Raw genomic sequence first — 16,683 nt, forward strand, 5'->3', positions numbered from 1 at the left:
TCGCCCCGGGTGGGCGGATCATCGACCAAGAGCGTCTTCCAGATCGGGGGAGCGGGGGCCGTGGGTACGGGATCGCTTCGAGGGATACCGTGCCTGGGCGCTCTGAACGCGGCGGGCTTCTCGATCTGGCCATTCCACGAGCCAAAACTGCCGACGGTGATCGAGATCTATCCGAGGCTGCTCACCGGACCGGTCGTGAAGTCGAGCCCCGACGCTCGGTTGGCCTACCTGCGGGAAGCGTTCCCGGAGCTCCCGCAGGCGATGGTCGATGTGGCGGCCTCGAGCGAAGACGCATTCGATGCCGCGGTCTCGGCGATGGTGATGTCTCAGTATGCGTCGGAGCTGGAGGCTCTCGAGCGAGCTTCGGCTTCCCAGGTCCTTCTCGAAGGCGCGATCTGGTGGCCCGCGGCCGGACTCGTGCACGTCCAGGTGGAGCCGTCGTCGCCCACGGAGGTCGAGGGATGTCCCTTCCTGTCATCCCGACTCGGCCGACGTCATTACATCGTCACGACACGCGATGGCGATCCGAGACCGGTATCCCGTATCAAGAGGTCACGCGCTCGTCATCCCCCGGGACCATGCCCGGACGCTCTTCGAGCTCGGAGCCGCTGTCCAGGCCGACGTGTGGAGGCTCGTGCCCCGAGTGCGGGCGGCACTCGCCGACTAGCTGTCGCCCCACGGCTTCAACATCGGATTGAACGAGGGTGAAGCGGCCGGCCAGACCGTGTCGCATCCGCACATCCACATCATCCCGCGATTCGATAGGGACGTGCCGGATCCGCGGCGAGGAATGCCCTGGGTCATCCCCGACAAGGCCCCATACTGGAACGATGAGCCACCGTCCGCCAACGCCCGAGCAGCAGCTCCGCTTCCTCCGTCAGTTCCAGCGGCTGCTGGACGAGGGGAGCTTCGTCGCCACGTACAAGTTCGCGCTGCTTCACGCGATCGCGGATCTGTGCGTCGCGGAGGGCGACGACTCCGGGGCTCCGCTCGAGCTGTCCACGGAGGACATCGCCGAGCGGTTCGTGGAGCTGTATTGGCCGCAGTCGGTCCCTTTCCTGCGCGGCGGGGACGGCGCTCGCCGGGCAGATAGTCTAGGTTCTCCTCGGCGAATTTTTTTTCGCTAAGAACGTCAGGGTCGAGCTCGATGACGTAAACGCTGCGATCATGCGGAGTCCGTCCGGGCATGGGGTTCTCTCCCGTATTGGTGGCGGGGCGCGATGAGTCAGGCCCCTACCCTATCAAGACGCGCGCGCGCCTATGCGTGTGTGGGGGGGAAGAGGTCCACACCGGATGGGTCCAGCAGAAGGCGACCCCAACGCGGGCGCCCTCGGTGGCCTCGTTCCACCAGTCCCGCGACCCGGGCATCGTGGTGCGCGAGCGATGGCGCTCTTCACCGCAGGTGATGGCCTGCGCGAGCGGCTCGGGGACTCCGGCTGTGTCTTTGTCGGGAACGTTCTACCCGGGGCGACTGCCAATGAATCGATCGGTCGTGTCCGCACCACCTAGGCGGAATCCCCACTGCGCTCAATGATCTTCTCGAGCTCCGTCACCACCACACCGTCCTCAGGTCGAAAGTCGTACGCGTCGGGTTGACACGTCAGCACCAGGATCTGGAAGTCACGGCCGCATTCCCGCATGAGTTGGCCGAAGAAGCGCATGCGGTCCGGGTCGCTCTGCACGAGCTGATCGTCGAGAACGACCGCGGTGCCGAGTTTTTCGGCGATGGTCAGACGGAAGAGCGTCGCGAGCTGCTCGCGGGCGCCCACTGAAAGGCTCTCCAACGAGCGGCTCGTGCCGGCCATCATGATTCCGTCCGTGCCGAGTTTGGGTCCGATCGCGGGCGCGCCATACCGCCCCCCGGTCAGCTCGCTCATGCGCGCCTCGACCGGCTCGACGAGCACCTTTCCGAGGTGCACGACGGCTTCGGCCTCCGCCTCCTTGAGCGTCTCGAGCAGAAGCTGCCACGCTCCGTAGTCGAGCTCCTTCTCCCGCTCGCTCTCCGCAACCGCCCTGACGGCTTCTTCCGCCTGCTCGAGTTGCTCTTCGGCGTACTGACCGCCGACCTGCCCGAGCGCTCCCTCGGAGCGGCGCAACTCGTCCTGATCAGAGCGCAGCTCGGCCTTCTTCTGCTCCACCATCGCGCGCGCTTCCTTTCGCTGCTCGTCGCTGATCTCGTGCGACGGCGTCGGTCGCTCTGCCAACTCCTTCTCCCGACGCTCTAAAACGGCGCTGACCGCGCCGAGATCTTCCTGCTCGGCAGCGGTCTTCTGGATCGCGAGCTCGCCTTCCACGCGGGCGATGAGCTGGCCGCCCTCGCCCGCCTTGGTATTGGAGCGTTCGAAGCGCTCCTTCGATTCCTGGTGCTCCTTCCGGGCCTGCGTCAGGGCCTCTTCCGCTTCACCTGTCTGCGCGGTCGCACCTTCGCGGAGCTTCTTCAGAGCGAGCTCGTTCTCCGAGAGCTGCTCCGCGATACGGTCGAGATCGCCCTTAGCACCTTCGAGAACGTCAGCCCACTCGCGCTCGAGCCCTTCGGCCGCTGCCTCGATGTCTTTCCTGGAGGCCGCCAGCTCCTCCCGCTTCGATCCCTGAAGACCGCCGGCTCGATCGAGCTGGCTCTTGAGCTCGCCCACGGCTGTCGTCTTCTCGCCCACTTCAGCCTCTAGCCGATCGAGATCGACGGCACTTGCCTGCTCAGAAGGCCACGCTCGCGCTTCGTCCAGCGTGCCCCCTTCGGGCAGAGCCGCTCGGACTCTTGCTTCTGTGGTTTCGAGCGCCTCGGTGCGTTTCCCGAGGGCAGCTCCTACGTCCCCGGCGCCTTGCGCCTCGGCGTCGCTCGTCTCGGCGTCCGACTTGAGCGAGCGGCATCGGTCGAGCACTTCTTCGGCGTCCTCGAGCTGGCTCTGCACCTGGCCCAGCGATGACGCCCCGGTCCTTTCGAACAGCGGCTCGGACAGCGATCGCCACTTCTTACGGAGGCTCTCCGCCTCGGCTCGAGTGGACTCGCTGCCACCTCGGATATGAAGAGTGAGGTCCGGCAGATCTAATGAGATCTCCGATTCGGCGGTGAAGCTTTCGACGTCGCTGAGCTCGACCTTCCTCTCTTCCCCGTCGGTCGACAACGTCATCTTCAGCGGCCGTTTCGGCTCCACCACAACGGACAGGCCCACGGCGAGCTTCTCTTCGGCGACGCGTAGGTCGGTCTCCAGCTCACGAAGCTCACGCAACGCTTCGGCGCCCGGCAGATTCCGGCTATGCACGCCCTTCTCCAGCTCGAGAGCCTCCGATCGCAGCTTCGCCGCCTTCGCTCGCAGAGCCTCGACCTCCGCGGACCTCGCCTTGGCCTGCTCCACCGCGGCCTCCGCATCGAGCCAGGCCTTCGCGAGCTGCGAGCGCTCGGCGCTCGCCTTCGTCTCAGCGAGGGCTTCAACCTCCGCATCTAGCTCGCCGAGCTCCTGTCGCCACCCGGTGATCTCGGCCTCGCGAGCCTCGATCTCCCCCACCAGGCCGTTCGCCCGTTGCTCCAGGTCTCGTACGCGTTCGGCTTGCTTCAGTCGAGCCTGCGCCTCGTGCCGCTGGCCCTCGAGGCCGAGCCGGGTCTTGTCCAACTCCTGCTCGCGCAGCTTGCGGTTCTTCTCGGCGTCGTCGCTCTGCAGATCCCTAAGCGTCTCTTTGGTCTCTTCCAGCTTCGAGGCCGCCTCGACCAGCCTCTCCTTTGCCGCGGCGAGCGCCGCGTCCAACGCCTCCTGCTCGGTGCGCGCCTCACGCAGCCGCTTGTCCGTCGCCGTGACGTCGTCGAGCAGACCCCGCACTCGCGCGACCTCGGCGCGAGCTTGCTCGACGCGCTCCGCCGCCTCTCGCAAGTCGACCCCCTGCTTCCAGGCCGTCTCGATCTGCTCGAGAATCCCCTCGGCCTCAGTCAGCTTCAGCCTCGACGCGTCGACGAGCTCCTGTTGGTCCGCGATCTGCTCCTTTGCGCCCTCGCTGCTCTCGACCCGCGCCCGCACTTCGGTGCGCCGCTTCTCCGCCCCAAGCCGCCTCTCCTTCAGTAGCTGCCAGGGCGAGTCCTTGCGCGAGCTCCTTCGTCCCGTCGAGGTGTAGGCCTCGCTCACTCGGTCCTGGGTGCGATCGAGCACAGCGCGGAACAAGGGGTCCTCGGCCAGCGCCTGCAGGGCCGCCGTCAGGAGCTGACGGCCCGAATCGTCCGTGTCGTCTTCGAGCCCTTTCTCGAGCACCGCATCGACTTCTCCTTGCGCGCCGAGCAGGGCGGTGGTCAAGAACGAGGACGGATAGCCCCGTTTACCGCCCGCGCCGCCCGGTGCGGAGAGGCCCCATTCGAGCAGCTCACGCAGCCGGCCGTCGACCTCGCGGCCGCGTGCTTCCTGGCTATAGCTCGTGCCGTCCTTCGAGAACTCGAGCAAGGAGGACCCGCCCGCACCGAACCTTTTATCTATGCGCCAGATACCCTGCGACTCGATCTCGAAATCGAGGCGAACGCGCGGCGACTCGTCGCTGTGCCAATCGATGAATTCCTTGTGGGCGCTGGAGCTGTGGGGCAGGAGCAACGCCGCGCGGATCGCCTGTAGAAGGCTGGACTTGCCGAGCTCGTTGGGCCCGTGCAGAAGATTCAGCCCGGGGCCGAAGGGGACGTCGGCCTTCCTGATGCCCGCGAAGTGCTCCACTTCGAGTCGACGCAGCCGCATGGCTAGCCCTCCCGCACCAGGCGGTAGAGGTGGTGAAGCGCGCGGGCCGATCGCTCGCCGTCGAGGGCGAGCGCATCGCTCAGACGGTCGACGACCTCCGCGAGCACGGGAGGAAGATCCTCGGGAAAGTCGTCCCGGCTCGCGTCCTGGAGCCGGAGCCCGCCGCGATCGACTTCCAGGACACCGACCCGTGGGTGCGCCGAGAGCGATCCGCCGAGCTCACGCAGAAGCTCCTCGACCGCGTCGTACTCTTCGAGCGAGACCTCCAAGTCGAGCCTGAGGCGAAGCACGCTCTTGCGTAGGGCCTCGTCGAGGCTCAGCTCGCGGAGAGCCGTGAGCGAGGAGCAGGTCTCCTCACGCCAGGTCCAGGTGGCGACGCGTTGGCGTTCTACCGTCGCTCGGCGGCCTCGATCGAGAGGGAAGAAAATCAGCGCTACGTTGCCGGCGCCCTCTTCGTCGAACGACGTGGCTTCAGGGGCTCCGGGATAGACGGTCGGGGCCTTCGCTTCGCTGTCGATCTCACGAAAGCTGTGGGTATCGCCGAGCGCCAGGTAGTCGAGCCCGCGCTTCGAGGCCGCATCGCCCGCGATGGGGAAGTTGGTCTGATGGCCCTCGATGTCGAAGGTCTGACCGTGCACCATTCCGATGCGAATGCGCTCGTCGCCCGCTTCTCTCTGTGGGATGTCTTCGGTCGGATCGCCCTGGCCGGCGTGGGACCGACAAGGCACGGCGTACAGCACGGCCCCCTCGGAGAACTCGTAGACGAAGTCGTCGCGGTCGACGACCTCGACGTAGTCGGGCAGCCCGCGCCGGAACTGGTGGTCGGCGTCCCAGATCGAGCGCGGCGTCAGGGGATCGTGATTGCCCGGCAGCAGAAAGAGCGGGCGCGTCCAGTTGCGCCGATCGATCTCCTTCCGCAGCCCCTGCCACCACTCCTCCCGCGGCGAAGGCTCGTCGAAAAGGTCGCCGGCGCAGAGAACGCCATCGACGCCGCGGCTCTCGGCCATGTCCAGGATGCGCCCGACGACGTCGAGGCGCGCGCGCGTCAGGCGGCGCTCCTCTTCGTCGTCGAAGCGTCCGAATCGCCGACCCAGATGCCAATCGGCCGTGTGAAGCAGCTTCAGTGCCACGGTGGTTTCCTCCGGCTCCCTCATTCGAGAACGAACTCGACAGCGAAGAGACGTTCCGACCGGGGAGGAGTGAATCGACGCTTGTGCGTTCGTTCTTTCCACCGCCGGTAGTCGTCATCGTCGCGGGCGACCAGTCGCTCCGTCTGTTCATCCATTTCGTCGACCTGCTGCTGGAGTCGACGGGCCTGCTCATCGGCCTTGGCGCGCGCGTCGCTACCGAGTGCGCCGTCGCGGCGGTCCTCGGCCTTGCGCAGGCGCTCGGCCAGTTCGGCGCGCCCGCGTCGAAGCACCAGGATCCGGTCCTCCATGTACTGCTCGAGCTGGTCGATGGCGCGCTCGAAGTTCGTGCTCTCGCGCGCCTCGGACTCCGCGTGGTCCGAGAACAGCGTCTCGTCGATCACCTCGTCGAGATCGGCCGCCGTGACGCTGAGTGGAGGATCGATCGAGTCGATCTGCTCGCAGGGCAGCAGCAGCAGCTCGTGCGCGACCGCCTCGGGCCGGAGCACGCCGGCGTCCTCGAGAACCGCGGTCACGACTAGACGGTCCTCGCTCTCGAATCCGCGATGCTCGATGCGCGTGAGCGCCAGGCGGCCGCGGGTCCCGCGCCGCGCTCGCAGCCCCTCGCTCGAGTCCGCGCTCGACTGAAAGCGAAGCACGAACGAGCCCTGGCCGGCGGCGCGAGCTTCGGCCACGGCGGCGCTGACGAGCGGGTGCGCCGGGTGTAGGCTCTCCCCCTCTCCTATGTCCGAGACGTGCCCCACCCAGGCCGAGAAGCCGTCGGCCAAGTCCTCAGGCAGCCCACTCGACGGGGGCACCCTCAGAACACGGCGATCGCCCACAGCCTCCACGGCATGCTCGACAGCGACCGAGTCGAGGTAGGCCACGGCCACCCGCTCGAGCTCCGCGTCGAGCTCGGCGAGCGTCTCGGGCAGCTCTTCCTGGATGCGTCGAAAGACCCGCCGCACCGATTCGTCGAGCCGACTCTCGATCAGCCCGATCGTCTCGTGCTGCACGCGCTCCAGCTCCTTGCGACGCTCGTCCATAGAGTCGCGCAATCGCCGCAGCTCCTCTTCCACTTCGCCGACCGAGCGGGCCCGATCCCAGATCCGGCGCAACTGGCTCGCAAAGTCCGGACCCAGCGCGCCCGCTAGTTGCGGGGAGCCATCGGAGCTGGACTCGTGCAGAACCGCGTCCGACATGTCCAGCACCTGGCCGAACAGCTCGAGCTTGGTGCTGAGAATCTCGAAAGTGAGCCGCTGCGCCTCGTTGTCCTTGGCGAGGAAGTTGATCACCGTGACGTCTCGACGTTGGCCGTAGCGATGACAACGCCCGATACGTTGTTCGATACGCTGGGGATTCCAGGGCAGGTCGTAGTTGATGAGCGTGTCGCAGAACTGGAGGTTCAAGCCCTTGGCACCGGCCTCGGTGGAGATGAACACGCGCGAGCTCGTCTTGAACTCGTGAACGAGCGCCAGGCGCACGGCGACCGCCGTACTCGGCCTCGCATGGCGCGGCAGGGCCTCGCCGACCTCTTCGTTCCAGCGAGCGAGGGCTTCGCTCGCCCGGGCTGAATCGTTGTTGCCACGAAAGAGCGTAATGGCCTGCGGCGCGAGTCCCACTTTGTCGATGAGAAGGCGCTCCAAGTACTTCTGGGTCGTCAAGGACTCGGTGAAGATCACGACCTTGTCGTTGCCGTCGGCGCGCTCGCCGATCTCCTCGACGACCTCGATGAGCGCCTCCGCTTTGCTGTCGTGGGGCAGAGCCCTGGCCCGGCGAACGAAGTCCGTCACGCGCTCGAGCTCGGCTTGCACCCGCTGGATCGAGGGCGGCGCGGCCTCGCTGCCAGCTTCGACCGAGTCGTCGTCCTCCAGGTCCTCCATCAACGCGCCACCCGTGTCGGGCAGGGCGTCCTCGCTGACCCCTTTGAGGAGGACGCCGAGCCGACCCGCCACCCGTTCGAGGCTCGCGGCGAGCGCCGCGGTCGAAGAGGCCATGAGGCGGTGGAAGCCGATCAGAAGCAGTTGCCGTGAGCGGCCCCGGAAGGCGCACAGGTCCGGCTCCAGAAGGTAGGCCGTGACGTCGTCGTAGAGCGACCGCTCTTCGGTAGACATCGAATACTCGAAGAGCTGAGCCCGACGCCCGACGAAGGGCTTGTCCAGGAACTCCTGTGCCTGACGGCGCAGCGTGCGCTGCACGACGCCACCGAGGCGTCGGCGAAGCTCGTGAGCCTGTCCCGCCGCGAGCGTGCGGCCGTCAGGGGTCTCACAGAAGAGATCCTTGAAGGTGGGCAGGCTGCCGAGAAGCATCCGGTCGCGCTCGATGTAGTGCACGAGCCCCCAGAGCTCCAGCAGCGAGTTCTGCATGGGGGTCGCGGTCAGCAGAAGCACCGGTGAGGCGCCGATCAGCTTGCTCACACGATGCGCCGTGCGGGCGTGCTTGCTTTCCTCCTGATACAGCCCCGAGCGAGCGAAGCGACGGTAGATCCCGGCGAAGACCTCGTGGGCTTCGTCGACAACGAAGAGATCGAAGGGCTCGCTGGCAGAGAGCCTCTCGAAGCCGCGCTCACCGCCCGCGTACTCGCGGCCGGCTAGGAACACCCCGCCCGCGTGGATGTCGACGCTTTCGTCGGAAGCCTCCAGGGCCTCGATGCCGAACAGCTCGTAGAGCTCCTGCTGCCACTGTCCCACCAGAGTGCGAGGCAGGACGATGAGGATCCGAGAAGCCCCCTCGGCCAGCATCTGGGCGATCACCAGGCCCGCCTCGATCGTCTTGCCGAGACCCACCTCGTCGGCCAGGATGCAGCCGCCATCCGGGATACGCCGAAGCGCGAACATCACCGCGTCGATCTGGTGCGGGTTGGCGTCGATGCGACCCTGGCGCTGCGAAGCCGCATAACGCCGCCGCTCGCCGGCACGACGAAGACGAACGAGGTCCTCGGCGTGGTAGCGGCGGTGGATGGGATGCATGTGGGTCAGGTTGGGCGGGGAGATCTGGGGCGGTCGGCGGGCCAACGGGCTGACCGCTTCGTGCCCCGTACGGGATCACACGCAAGGGTATGCTCTAACTCGGATTCGGTCTACGTAGCCCCAGCGTCAACACGGTCTGAGGCGGCCGCCGGTGATCGAATAGTTACCCGAGATTGCTCACCGGACCGGTCGCGAAGTCGAGCCGTGGCAGTCTGGCGCTCTCCCAAGGGTGGCCTCCCACGCTTGCGTGCGAGCGTATCGACGACACTTTCACGCTCGCGAGACTGGCGGCGCTTTCAAGACGGAGAGCCCGTTGAGGGCACGCAGTGGGCAGGGGCATCTTAGGAGGATGAGCAGTTGCTTTTTTACGTACTTTGGCGTGCCAGTCATGCAACCGGAATGTGACGCGTGAGTGCACAAGATTGGAAATGGGGCGGTGCCCGGTGGTGGAAGGTCGATTTCCATACGCACACGCCCGCTTCTCTGGGCGACTACGGAAGAGGGACCGACCAAGCGACCCTGCAGGCCCGGTCTCCGCGGGAGTGGCTGCTGGACTACATGCGCGCGGGCATCGACTGCGTCGCCGTCACTGACCACAACAGCGGCGAGTGGATCGACCGGCTCAAGTCCGAGCTCGAGCTCTTGGATGACGAGCGGCCCGAAGGGTATGGGACGCTGGTTCTTTTTCCGGGAGTGGAGATATCCGTAAACGGCGGGGTTCACCTGCTGGCCATTTTCGATCCTGCTAAGGCAACCTCGGACATTGACACGCTGCTGGGGGGCGTGGGCTTCCACGGGGCCAAGGGAAAGAGCGACGCCGTTACCTCGAAATCGTTCGTCGAAGTCGTCGATGAAATCGAGCGACTAGACGGCCTCGCCATCCCCGCCCATGTCGACCGTACAAGAGGCATCTTCGAGGAACTCGCCGGCACTACGCTCCAGCAGGTCATGGACTGTCGATCAATCTTCGCCATGGATGTCGTCGATCCAGCGGCAGCGAAGCCGCAGAGCTACGTCGACCGGAAACCAGGGTGGACCGAGGTCTTGGGATCTGACGCGCACCACCCACCCGGCGGCCCTGCCAGTAGATACCCGGGCAGTCATTTCACGTGGGTAAAAATGGGGACTCCGACCCTCGATGGGCTCCGGCTCGCGCTACTGGACGGGTCGCTTTCGGTGAAGCGATCAGACGCGCAGGAGGGGAACCCGAACGACCACGCGGGCAAGGTAATCGAGTCCATCGAGGTTCGTGACGCCAAACACATGGGCAGGAGCGAAACGTTCACCCTCGACTTCAATCCCTGGCTCAACGCCATCATCGGTGGGCGCGGTACCGGAAAGTCGACGCTCATCGAGTTCCTCCGCATAGCCATGCGTCGGCAGGACGAGGTGCCCGCAGCGCTGAAGGACGATCTCGCCAAGTACGCGGAGGTGTCGCAGAAACGCGGGGACGAGGGTCTCCTGACCGACGAGACGACCTTCGTGGTCACCTACCGAAAGGACGGCGCACGCTTTCGAATCCAGTGGAGCCCAAACGGCGACGTTGACCCCATTCAAGAAGAGCGGGGTGACGGAACGTGGGTCCCTACCGAGGGCGATGTCGCTCAGCGCTTCCCGGTGCGTATCTACAGCCAGAAGCAGATCTTCCAGCTCTCCAAAGACCCGCTGGCGCTACTCCGAATCGTGGACGAAGCACCGGAGGTGAAACGCAAGGCCTGGAACGAGCGACGCCAGGAGGAGGAAGCTCGATTCCTGTCCTTGCGCGCCAAGGCGAGGGAGATGGAAACAGGACTCGCCGACGAGCCGCGACTGCGTGGAGAGCTCGACGATGTGACACGCACGCTCGCCGTCTATGAGAGCACCGGCCACGCAGAGGTGCTCAAGAGCTATCAGATGCGCAGGCGTCAGCAACGTGCGGTGGAGACATGGGAAGAGAGTTGGGCCGAAAGCGGTGAGCGCTTGCGCGCACTCGCCGACGGGCTGGTCCCTTCCCCGCTGGATCCCCCTTCACTCGACACGGACGCGGATGCGGATCGATCCTTAGGTGAGCGTGCGGAGCGCGCGCGGACGGATCTCGAGGAGATCCGCCAAGCGTTGACCGACCTGGCCGCCAAGGCCGACGAGATCCGCTCGGATTGGCATGACGACAAAACGGAGTCCGCCTGGGAGAAGGAGGTCGATCGCGCGCTAGCCGCGTACCAAGACCTCGAGGCGAAGCTCGCCACGGAGGGGGCGGGTGACCCTTCAGCCTACGGAGAGTTGGTGCAGCGCCGGCATACCATCCAACAGCGGCTCCAGGATCTGGTCGCGCGAAGGGAACAGGTCGGGCTCATTCGGAGCGAGGCAAGCGATAGCCTCACGCGCTTGCTCGATATTCGCCGCGCTCTGACGAGGGAACGTACGGCGTTCGTCGAGCGAGTCTTGCAGAGCAACCAATACGTGCAAATCGAGGTCCTGCCCTACGGGGCGAGGGAGACCGTGGAAGAGGAGTTGCGGCGACTGCTCCGGCGCGAAGGTCCTGTTTCCGAAAAGGAATTCGGGGACACGGGTGGACATGGCATGGTCGGACGCATTTGTGCCGCCGGCCCCGACGCGACGCGCATCGAGGGCGCCCTCGACGCCGTAAAGAACGACATGCTAGCCATCGTGGCCGGAACCACGGTGAGTCCGGACTACCGCAAGCCTTTTGTGGACCATGTGCGCGGCCTGCCCCCTGAGGCGCTGGACAGGCTGGACATGTGGTTCCCCGAGGACTGGCTCAAGGTGGAGCACAGCGTAGGGGACACCGGGAAGGGCTTCCGGCCCATTCAGGAAGGCTCACCCGGCGAAAAAACCGCCGCGTTGCTGGCGTTCCTGCTCTCCTACGGAGAAGAGCCGCTCGTCCTCGACCAACCAGAAGACGACCTCGACAACCGCTTGATTTACGGTCTGATCGTCAAGCAGCTTCGCGCTGTGAAGCGGCTCAGACAGCTGATCGTGGTCACGCACAACGCCAATATCGTGGTCAACGGAGATGCCGAGTTGGTCGTCGCACTCCGACCCACGTCCGGCGAGACGAAGCAGGCGTGCGCCGCCAGCCTGCAGCAACGAGAGACCCGTGAGACCATCTGCGAAATCATGGAGGGGGGACTCGACGCATTCAAGCAGCGCTACCGCCGTATAGCGTTGGAGGCGCGACATGTTTGACAGTCCCGAAGAGCTGTTGAGCAAGATCCGCCTGGGTGAGGACACGTCCCTGGAGCTAAAGGCCGTGCAGGTTCGCGGAGACCGAGTCGCGGCTCCCGGACGCGACGACTTGGCGGATGAGATCGCAGCGATCGCCAACACGGCCGCAGGCGTGCTCGTACTGGGTGTGGACGACAAGACAAAGGATGTCCTCGGTATCCCAGTTGACGACCTGGAGGTCACCGAGCGGTTCGTGTTCGAAATCTGCAACGACAGCATCCGTCCGCCGGTGGCATTCCGCGCATTCCGGATGGAGCTTCCTGACAGCACCGGCGTGCCGCGGGCCGTTATAAAGATCGACGTTCCCCGCAGCCTTTTTGTCCACCAGAGCCCCGGTGGCTACCTTCGCAGACAGGGAAGTTCGAAGCGCGAGATGCCCGCCGACGTGCTGGCGAGGTTGTTCCAGCAGCGCAGCCAAGCACGGCTCATCCGCTTCGATGAGCAGGCTGTGCCGCTCAGCGGCTTATCCGATCTCGACGAGCCTCTTTACCGGCGCTTTCTTGCGGAAGGCTCCGATGAGCCGAGCGAGCGCCTGCACAAGCGCGGACTGCTCACTCGCGACGATACCGGACAGGAGCGCTGCGCGGTCGCCGGAATCCTGATGTGTTCGCGAGACCCGGAGAGCTGGCTCCCCGGTGCGTTCATACAGGCCGTCCGGTATCGCGGCATCCGCCAGGACTCGAACTATCAAGCGGATGCGCAGGAGATCGTCGGCTCATTGGACGAACAGGTCAGGGGTGCGCTGGCCTTTGTACGTAGGAACATGTCCGTGTCGGCCCGAAAGGACCCCGTGCGACTCGACGTTCCTCAGTTCGACACGCGTGCGGTCTTCGAGGCGGTAGTGAACGCAGTCGCCCACCGCGACTATTCGATCCACGGGTCGAAGATCCGGCTCTTCCTGTTCGACGATCGTCTGGAACTCTTCTCGCCCGGCCCACTCCCGAACACCGTGACCGTCGACAGCCTCGCGCTACGCCAGTCGACGCGCAACGAGTTGCTCACGACACTTCTGGCGAAGTGCCCGGTGGAGGACCCGACCGGCGAGTTGGGGCGGGGCTTCCTCATGGAAAAACGAGGAGATGGGGTTCCGATTATCCTGGCGGAGAGCCTGGAGATCTCCGGCCGCCTCCCCGAGTACCGCGTTATCGACGACGCTGAGTTACTGCTCACCATCTGGGCTGCGAATTCGACGTAAACCGGGCTCTGGTTTGGTAAGCTGAGCGCCGGTTTCTCGGACAAGGGTCGAGGGCGCGTGGCTGCATCACGTGCGCCGCCACAACCCCGGGGCGCTCGGCTCCGAGTCGGACCTGAGGGCCTTCCTCTTCAGGGCGCCGCGGGGGAGGCTAGATCGGTTCCGGCCTGTACTCGAGGATCTAACTGCGGGGCCGGTGCTTCTACTGCAAGCGGGTCATCCGCGGCGACCCCCACGTGGACCACTGCATTGCCTGGCGGCGGTATCCGCTGGACCGGAGCCACAACTTTCGCCCTGATCAGATCCCTGATTTCTCGAACCTGGTACGGCCTAGCCTTTGGCCGTGACCCGGAAAGAACGATTCGTCCCCTCAGTCCTGGCAGCTTGAAGATATGACGGCTCCCACGAATTCACTCCCGGGAACCCGAGATGACGGAGTAAGCTCAGCGGCTCGTCGAATCGGATGGTCGCGTCGGCTGACTCGGACAAGACCTTCCGCAATGTCTTCCACCGACGATCACTAGCCCCGCCTCGATCGTCTTGCCGAGCCCCACCTCGTCGGCCAGGATGCAGCCGCCATCCGGGATACGCCGAAGCGCGAACATCACCGCGTCGATCTGGTGCGGATTGGCGTCGATGCGACCCTGGCGCTGCGGAGCCGCATAACGCCGCCGCTCGCCGGCACGACGAAGACGAACGAGGTCCTCGGCGTGGTAGCGGCGGTGGATGGGGTGCATGTGGGTCAGGTCAGGGTGGGGGATCTTGGGCGGTCGGCGGGCCAACGGACTGACCGCTTCGTGGCCCGTACGGGATCACACGCAAGGGTATGCTCTAACTCGGATTGGGTCTACGTAGCCCCCGACCCACGCCACCCCACCCCGTGGTCGTTGACTGCCTCGCGCTCCGCCGGTCGACGCGCAACGGACAAACCGCTCACGACGCGGAGCGGAGGTTGATAGACCTCAACGGATCGTCCCGAGGGGCCGGGCCCGTACCACATGGATAAGCCGCGCACCTTCAGCGCGAAGGCTCTCTCTCTAAGGGCCCGAGCGGGAGAGCGGCGTTACGTGACGTGAGCCGGTGGTCGGTCCGCGGCCGTGCGTTCGCCACGGCCGAGCGGTTGTCTAGCGTAAGCCCCATCAGCCGGAGCGCGAAGCGCGAAAGAATCCGCCCGAGGCGAGAGTTTGAGTCAGACGTTAACTGACCTCCCTCGGTCGGAGTGTCAGATACGGTCTTGCCAATACCCGGGGCGCTGTTTGTGGTGCGCGAAGGCGACCACGAGAATCTCATCCTCGAGTTCCTTGTACACGACGATGTACGGAAAACGATGGAGGAGGACCCTTCGTGTACCGCTCTGGAACGGCGATCCGAGGTTGGGACTCGCCTTGATGAAGTCCAGCGAGCGGGTGAGATCCGAATCGAGAGAACTCGCGAGTCCACTGGCCTGCTCTTCGTAGTACTCCAGTGCGGCGATGATCTCTCGAAGAGCTGGGGTGAGGACTGTGACCTTCACCGCTCCTTCAGCACCGCCTGCATCTGCCTACGAACCTCGTCCCAAGGAACCCCCTCAACCAAACCCGCATCCCAATCCGCGAGCCGCTTCTCCACCTCAACGGCCCAGGCTGCTTCAATCTCCGGGTCGATGTCGAGGCTGGCGAGGAGACGCTCCGCTAGTCGCGCGCGCTCCTCTGGAGGAAGGAGAAGAGCGGCCGATTCTAGAGCTTGAGTCGTCTGGGACATTTCGAATTCCGGATCTGAAGTGCCTCTCGACAAATATATCGAGACGCCACTTCAGGTTCCAATGTCGCGATGGGAAGGATTGAGATGACCTCACGGGGCTTGAGAACCGGGAGGCGGGGCATGTACTAGGCCGAGATCGTTTGGATCCCCACGAACTCCGCCTCGAGCTGAGGCTCGCCGTCTTCGAGAAGCATGGAAATGACTTCCTGGAGATTCGCAGTGAGTTCCTCACGCGTCTCGCCCTGGCTGTGGGCTCCAAGAAAGCCGGGGACGTAGCCGACCAAGAGCCCCGTCTCGGCGTCTTTCTCTACTACCGCGGTGAATTCTCTCATGATCTCCGTACTCTCAGGATCGTGAGAATAATACACTCCCCCCAATTTGAAGAGCCACCGTCATCGAGCCTTATCATCGACGCCTCTTCCAGCACTCGAGTCCGGTTCTACTGACCGAGACGCTTGAGGTCCCTGTGAGAAAGGCATCCGAGGTGGACCCCATGTGGACCATTTCATCGCCTGGCGGCGCTATCCGCTGGACCTGGGGCACAACTTCGTGCTGGCGCATGCGACGTGTAATGAGCGAAAAGGAGGATCGGCTCGCCGCGGAAGAGCATCGGGCGAAGTGGGCCGAGCGAAACTTGGCTCGAGGCGGCGCACTCGCTGGGGCGAGGCCCTACACCACCGTGCCACCCAGGCAGGGCCCTCACGTCACGGTCACGACGATTCGAGATCTCTTCCTCGACCGCGGCCGCTTCCTGACGATGATCTCCACATCCCGATCAAGGCTGTTCAGGAAGCGAGCCAGTCGCTCGAGCGAGAATCCTTCGAGCTTGCCGTTGATGAGGTTCGATACCTTCGGTTGGGTCGTACCCAGGACCTCCGCAGCGGCCTTCTGAGTCAGATGCCGCCCCTTGATGATGTCCGAGATGGCGCTGGCCAGCCGCGCCTTTACGAGAAGCTCCTCGGCATCCGGGAAACCGAGATCCGCGAAGACGTTTCCGCTACTCTCGATCACGGACTCGTCGTCTATCGCGGACATCAATGGTCCTCCTTGTGATGCTCGTAATGCGCTCGCGCCACCTCGTACCGGCGCCGAATCAACTCGATCTCCTGCTTAGGGGTGGCGATGCCCTTCTTCGACTTCTTCCGAAACGAATGCAGCAGGTAGATTCGCGTCGCGAACCGAACCGTGTAGACCAGGCGGTACGTGTCAAAGTCGTGATTTGCGACGATCTCCAGAACCCCCGCGCCAGTCACAACTCCTTTCAGCGGTTTGGTGCCGGCGTCCTCTTTCCTTTCTGAGCCCGAAATAGGGAAAAGCCCACTGCTCGCTGAACATCCGGCGGGAACAACCGTAGGTCACGCAACGACGAGGCAATCCAATGGACCGACTTGAGGTTTCGGTCGGGCACCCTGACTATACCATATTAGATATAATTGGACAATGTTTTCAGTGAGCTGCGTAACGCCGAGGCGCTGGGTCAGGAAGCATGTCCTCCGCCCCGGGACTCGGGGATAGCTCGATGGGACCCCTCACGCGCATGAGACACATCGCCATCGACTGGTCCGGCGCCAAGCAAGGCGCGCGCTCCAAGATCTGGTTGGCCGAGGTCCGCGAGGGCCGACTCGTGCGGCTGGAGTGTGGACGATCGCGCGAGGAAATCGTCGACGAGCTCATCGCGGAAGCCGAGCGCGACCCTGAACTCGTTGTCGGCTTGGACTTTGCCTTCT

General features: G+C 64.8%; 11 protein-coding genes and 2 pseudogenes. 4 read left to right on the forward strand and 9 right to left on the reverse strand.

Annotated elements, in window-relative coordinates:
• The first annotated feature begins 517 nt into the window (after nucleotides 1–517).
• A pseudogene (locus IIB36_18910) lies at nucleotides 518–1,093 on the forward strand (HIT family protein).
• Between the two features lie 412 nt (nucleotides 1,094–1,505).
• Here the strand turns inward: IIB36_18910 and IIB36_18915 are convergent.
• From IIB36_18915 to IIB36_18925, 3 genes are read right to left on the reverse strand one after another with little or no spacing between them, the layout of a single operon-like run.
• Complete coding sequence (locus IIB36_18915) at nucleotides 1,506–4,703, reverse strand: AAA family ATPase (protein MCH7533813.1); 3,198 nt, start codon at nucleotides 4,701–4,703, stop codon at nucleotides 1,506–1,508.
• A gap of 2 nt (nucleotides 4,704–4,705) precedes the next feature.
• Nucleotides 4,706–5,833 (reverse strand): DNA repair exonuclease, encoded by a 1,128-nt coding sequence (locus IIB36_18920; GenBank protein MCH7533814.1) that lies wholly within the window; start codon nucleotides 5,831–5,833, stop codon nucleotides 4,706–4,708.
• Between the two features lie 20 nt (nucleotides 5,834–5,853).
• Complete coding sequence (locus IIB36_18925) at nucleotides 5,854–8,844, reverse strand: DEAD/DEAH box helicase (GenBank protein ID MCH7533815.1); 2,991 nt, start codon at nucleotides 8,842–8,844, stop codon at nucleotides 5,854–5,856.
• A 363-nt stretch (nucleotides 8,845–9,207) separates the two neighbouring features.
• Here IIB36_18925 and IIB36_18930 point away from each other — a divergent pair, with 363 nt between their 5' ends.
• Both IIB36_18930 and IIB36_18935 read left to right on the forward strand, forming a co-directional pair.
• Nucleotides 9,208–11,985 carry an AAA family ATPase gene (locus IIB36_18930; GenBank protein MCH7533816.1) on the forward strand — a complete coding sequence of 926 codons (2,778 nt, stop codon included), beginning with the start codon at nucleotides 9,208–9,210 and terminating at the stop codon, nucleotides 11,983–11,985.
• Nucleotides 11,978–13,219, forward strand: coding sequence for a putative DNA binding domain-containing protein (locus IIB36_18935; protein MCH7533817.1), 1,242 nt, complete (start codon nucleotides 11,978–11,980; stop codon nucleotides 13,217–13,219). Before IIB36_18930 ends, IIB36_18935 begins: the two co-directional genes overlap by 8 nt.
• Before the next feature lie 440 nt (nucleotides 13,220–13,659).
• On the opposite strand, the gene IIB36_18940 is transcribed toward IIB36_18935, so the two are convergent.
• From IIB36_18940 to IIB36_18965, 6 genes and pseudogenes are all read right to left on the reverse strand, one after another.
• The gene (locus IIB36_18940; GenBank protein ID MCH7533818.1) at nucleotides 13,660–13,998 is read right to left on the reverse strand and encodes a hypothetical protein; all 339 of its coding nucleotides are present in this window, start codon (nucleotides 13,996–13,998) and stop codon (nucleotides 13,660–13,662) included.
• Nucleotides 13,999–14,438: 440 nt separating this feature from the next.
• Entirely contained in the window at nucleotides 14,439–14,729 is a 291-nt protein-coding gene (locus IIB36_18945; GenBank protein MCH7533819.1) for a type II toxin-antitoxin system RelE/ParE family toxin, read from the reverse strand.
• On the reverse strand, nucleotides 14,726–14,956 hold the full coding sequence (locus tag IIB36_18950; GenBank protein MCH7533820.1) for an addiction module protein: 231 nt from the start codon (nucleotides 14,954–14,956) through the stop codon (nucleotides 14,726–14,728). The genes IIB36_18945 and IIB36_18950 overlap by 4 nt, the downstream gene beginning before the upstream one ends.
• Nucleotides 14,957–15,081: 125 nt before the next feature.
• Nucleotides 15,082–15,288: a type II toxin-antitoxin system HicB family antitoxin gene (locus IIB36_18955; protein MCH7533821.1), complete on the reverse strand. Its 207-nt coding sequence runs from the start codon at nucleotides 15,286–15,288 to the stop codon at nucleotides 15,082–15,084.
• A gap of 367 nt (nucleotides 15,289–15,655) precedes the next feature.
• Nucleotides 15,656–15,991: an XRE family transcriptional regulator gene (locus IIB36_18960; protein ID MCH7533822.1), complete on the reverse strand. Its 336-nt coding sequence runs from the start codon at nucleotides 15,989–15,991 to the stop codon at nucleotides 15,656–15,658.
• Nucleotides 15,991–16,364 (reverse strand): annotated as a pseudogene (locus IIB36_18965) (type II toxin-antitoxin system RelE/ParE family toxin). Before IIB36_18965 ends, IIB36_18960 begins: the two are co-directional and overlap by 1 nt.
• A gap of 111 nt (nucleotides 16,365–16,475) precedes the next feature.
• On the opposite strand from IIB36_18965, the gene IIB36_18970 reads away from it, so the two are divergent.
• The coding region (locus IIB36_18970; GenBank protein ID MCH7533823.1) for a hypothetical protein at nucleotides 16,476–16,683 on the forward strand (208 nt) is incomplete at its 3' end.

This window comes from Gemmatimonadota bacterium (genome assembly GCA_022560615.1).
Lineage (GTDB): Bacteria > Gemmatimonadota > Gemmatimonadetes > Longimicrobiales > Gaopeijiaceae > UBA1138.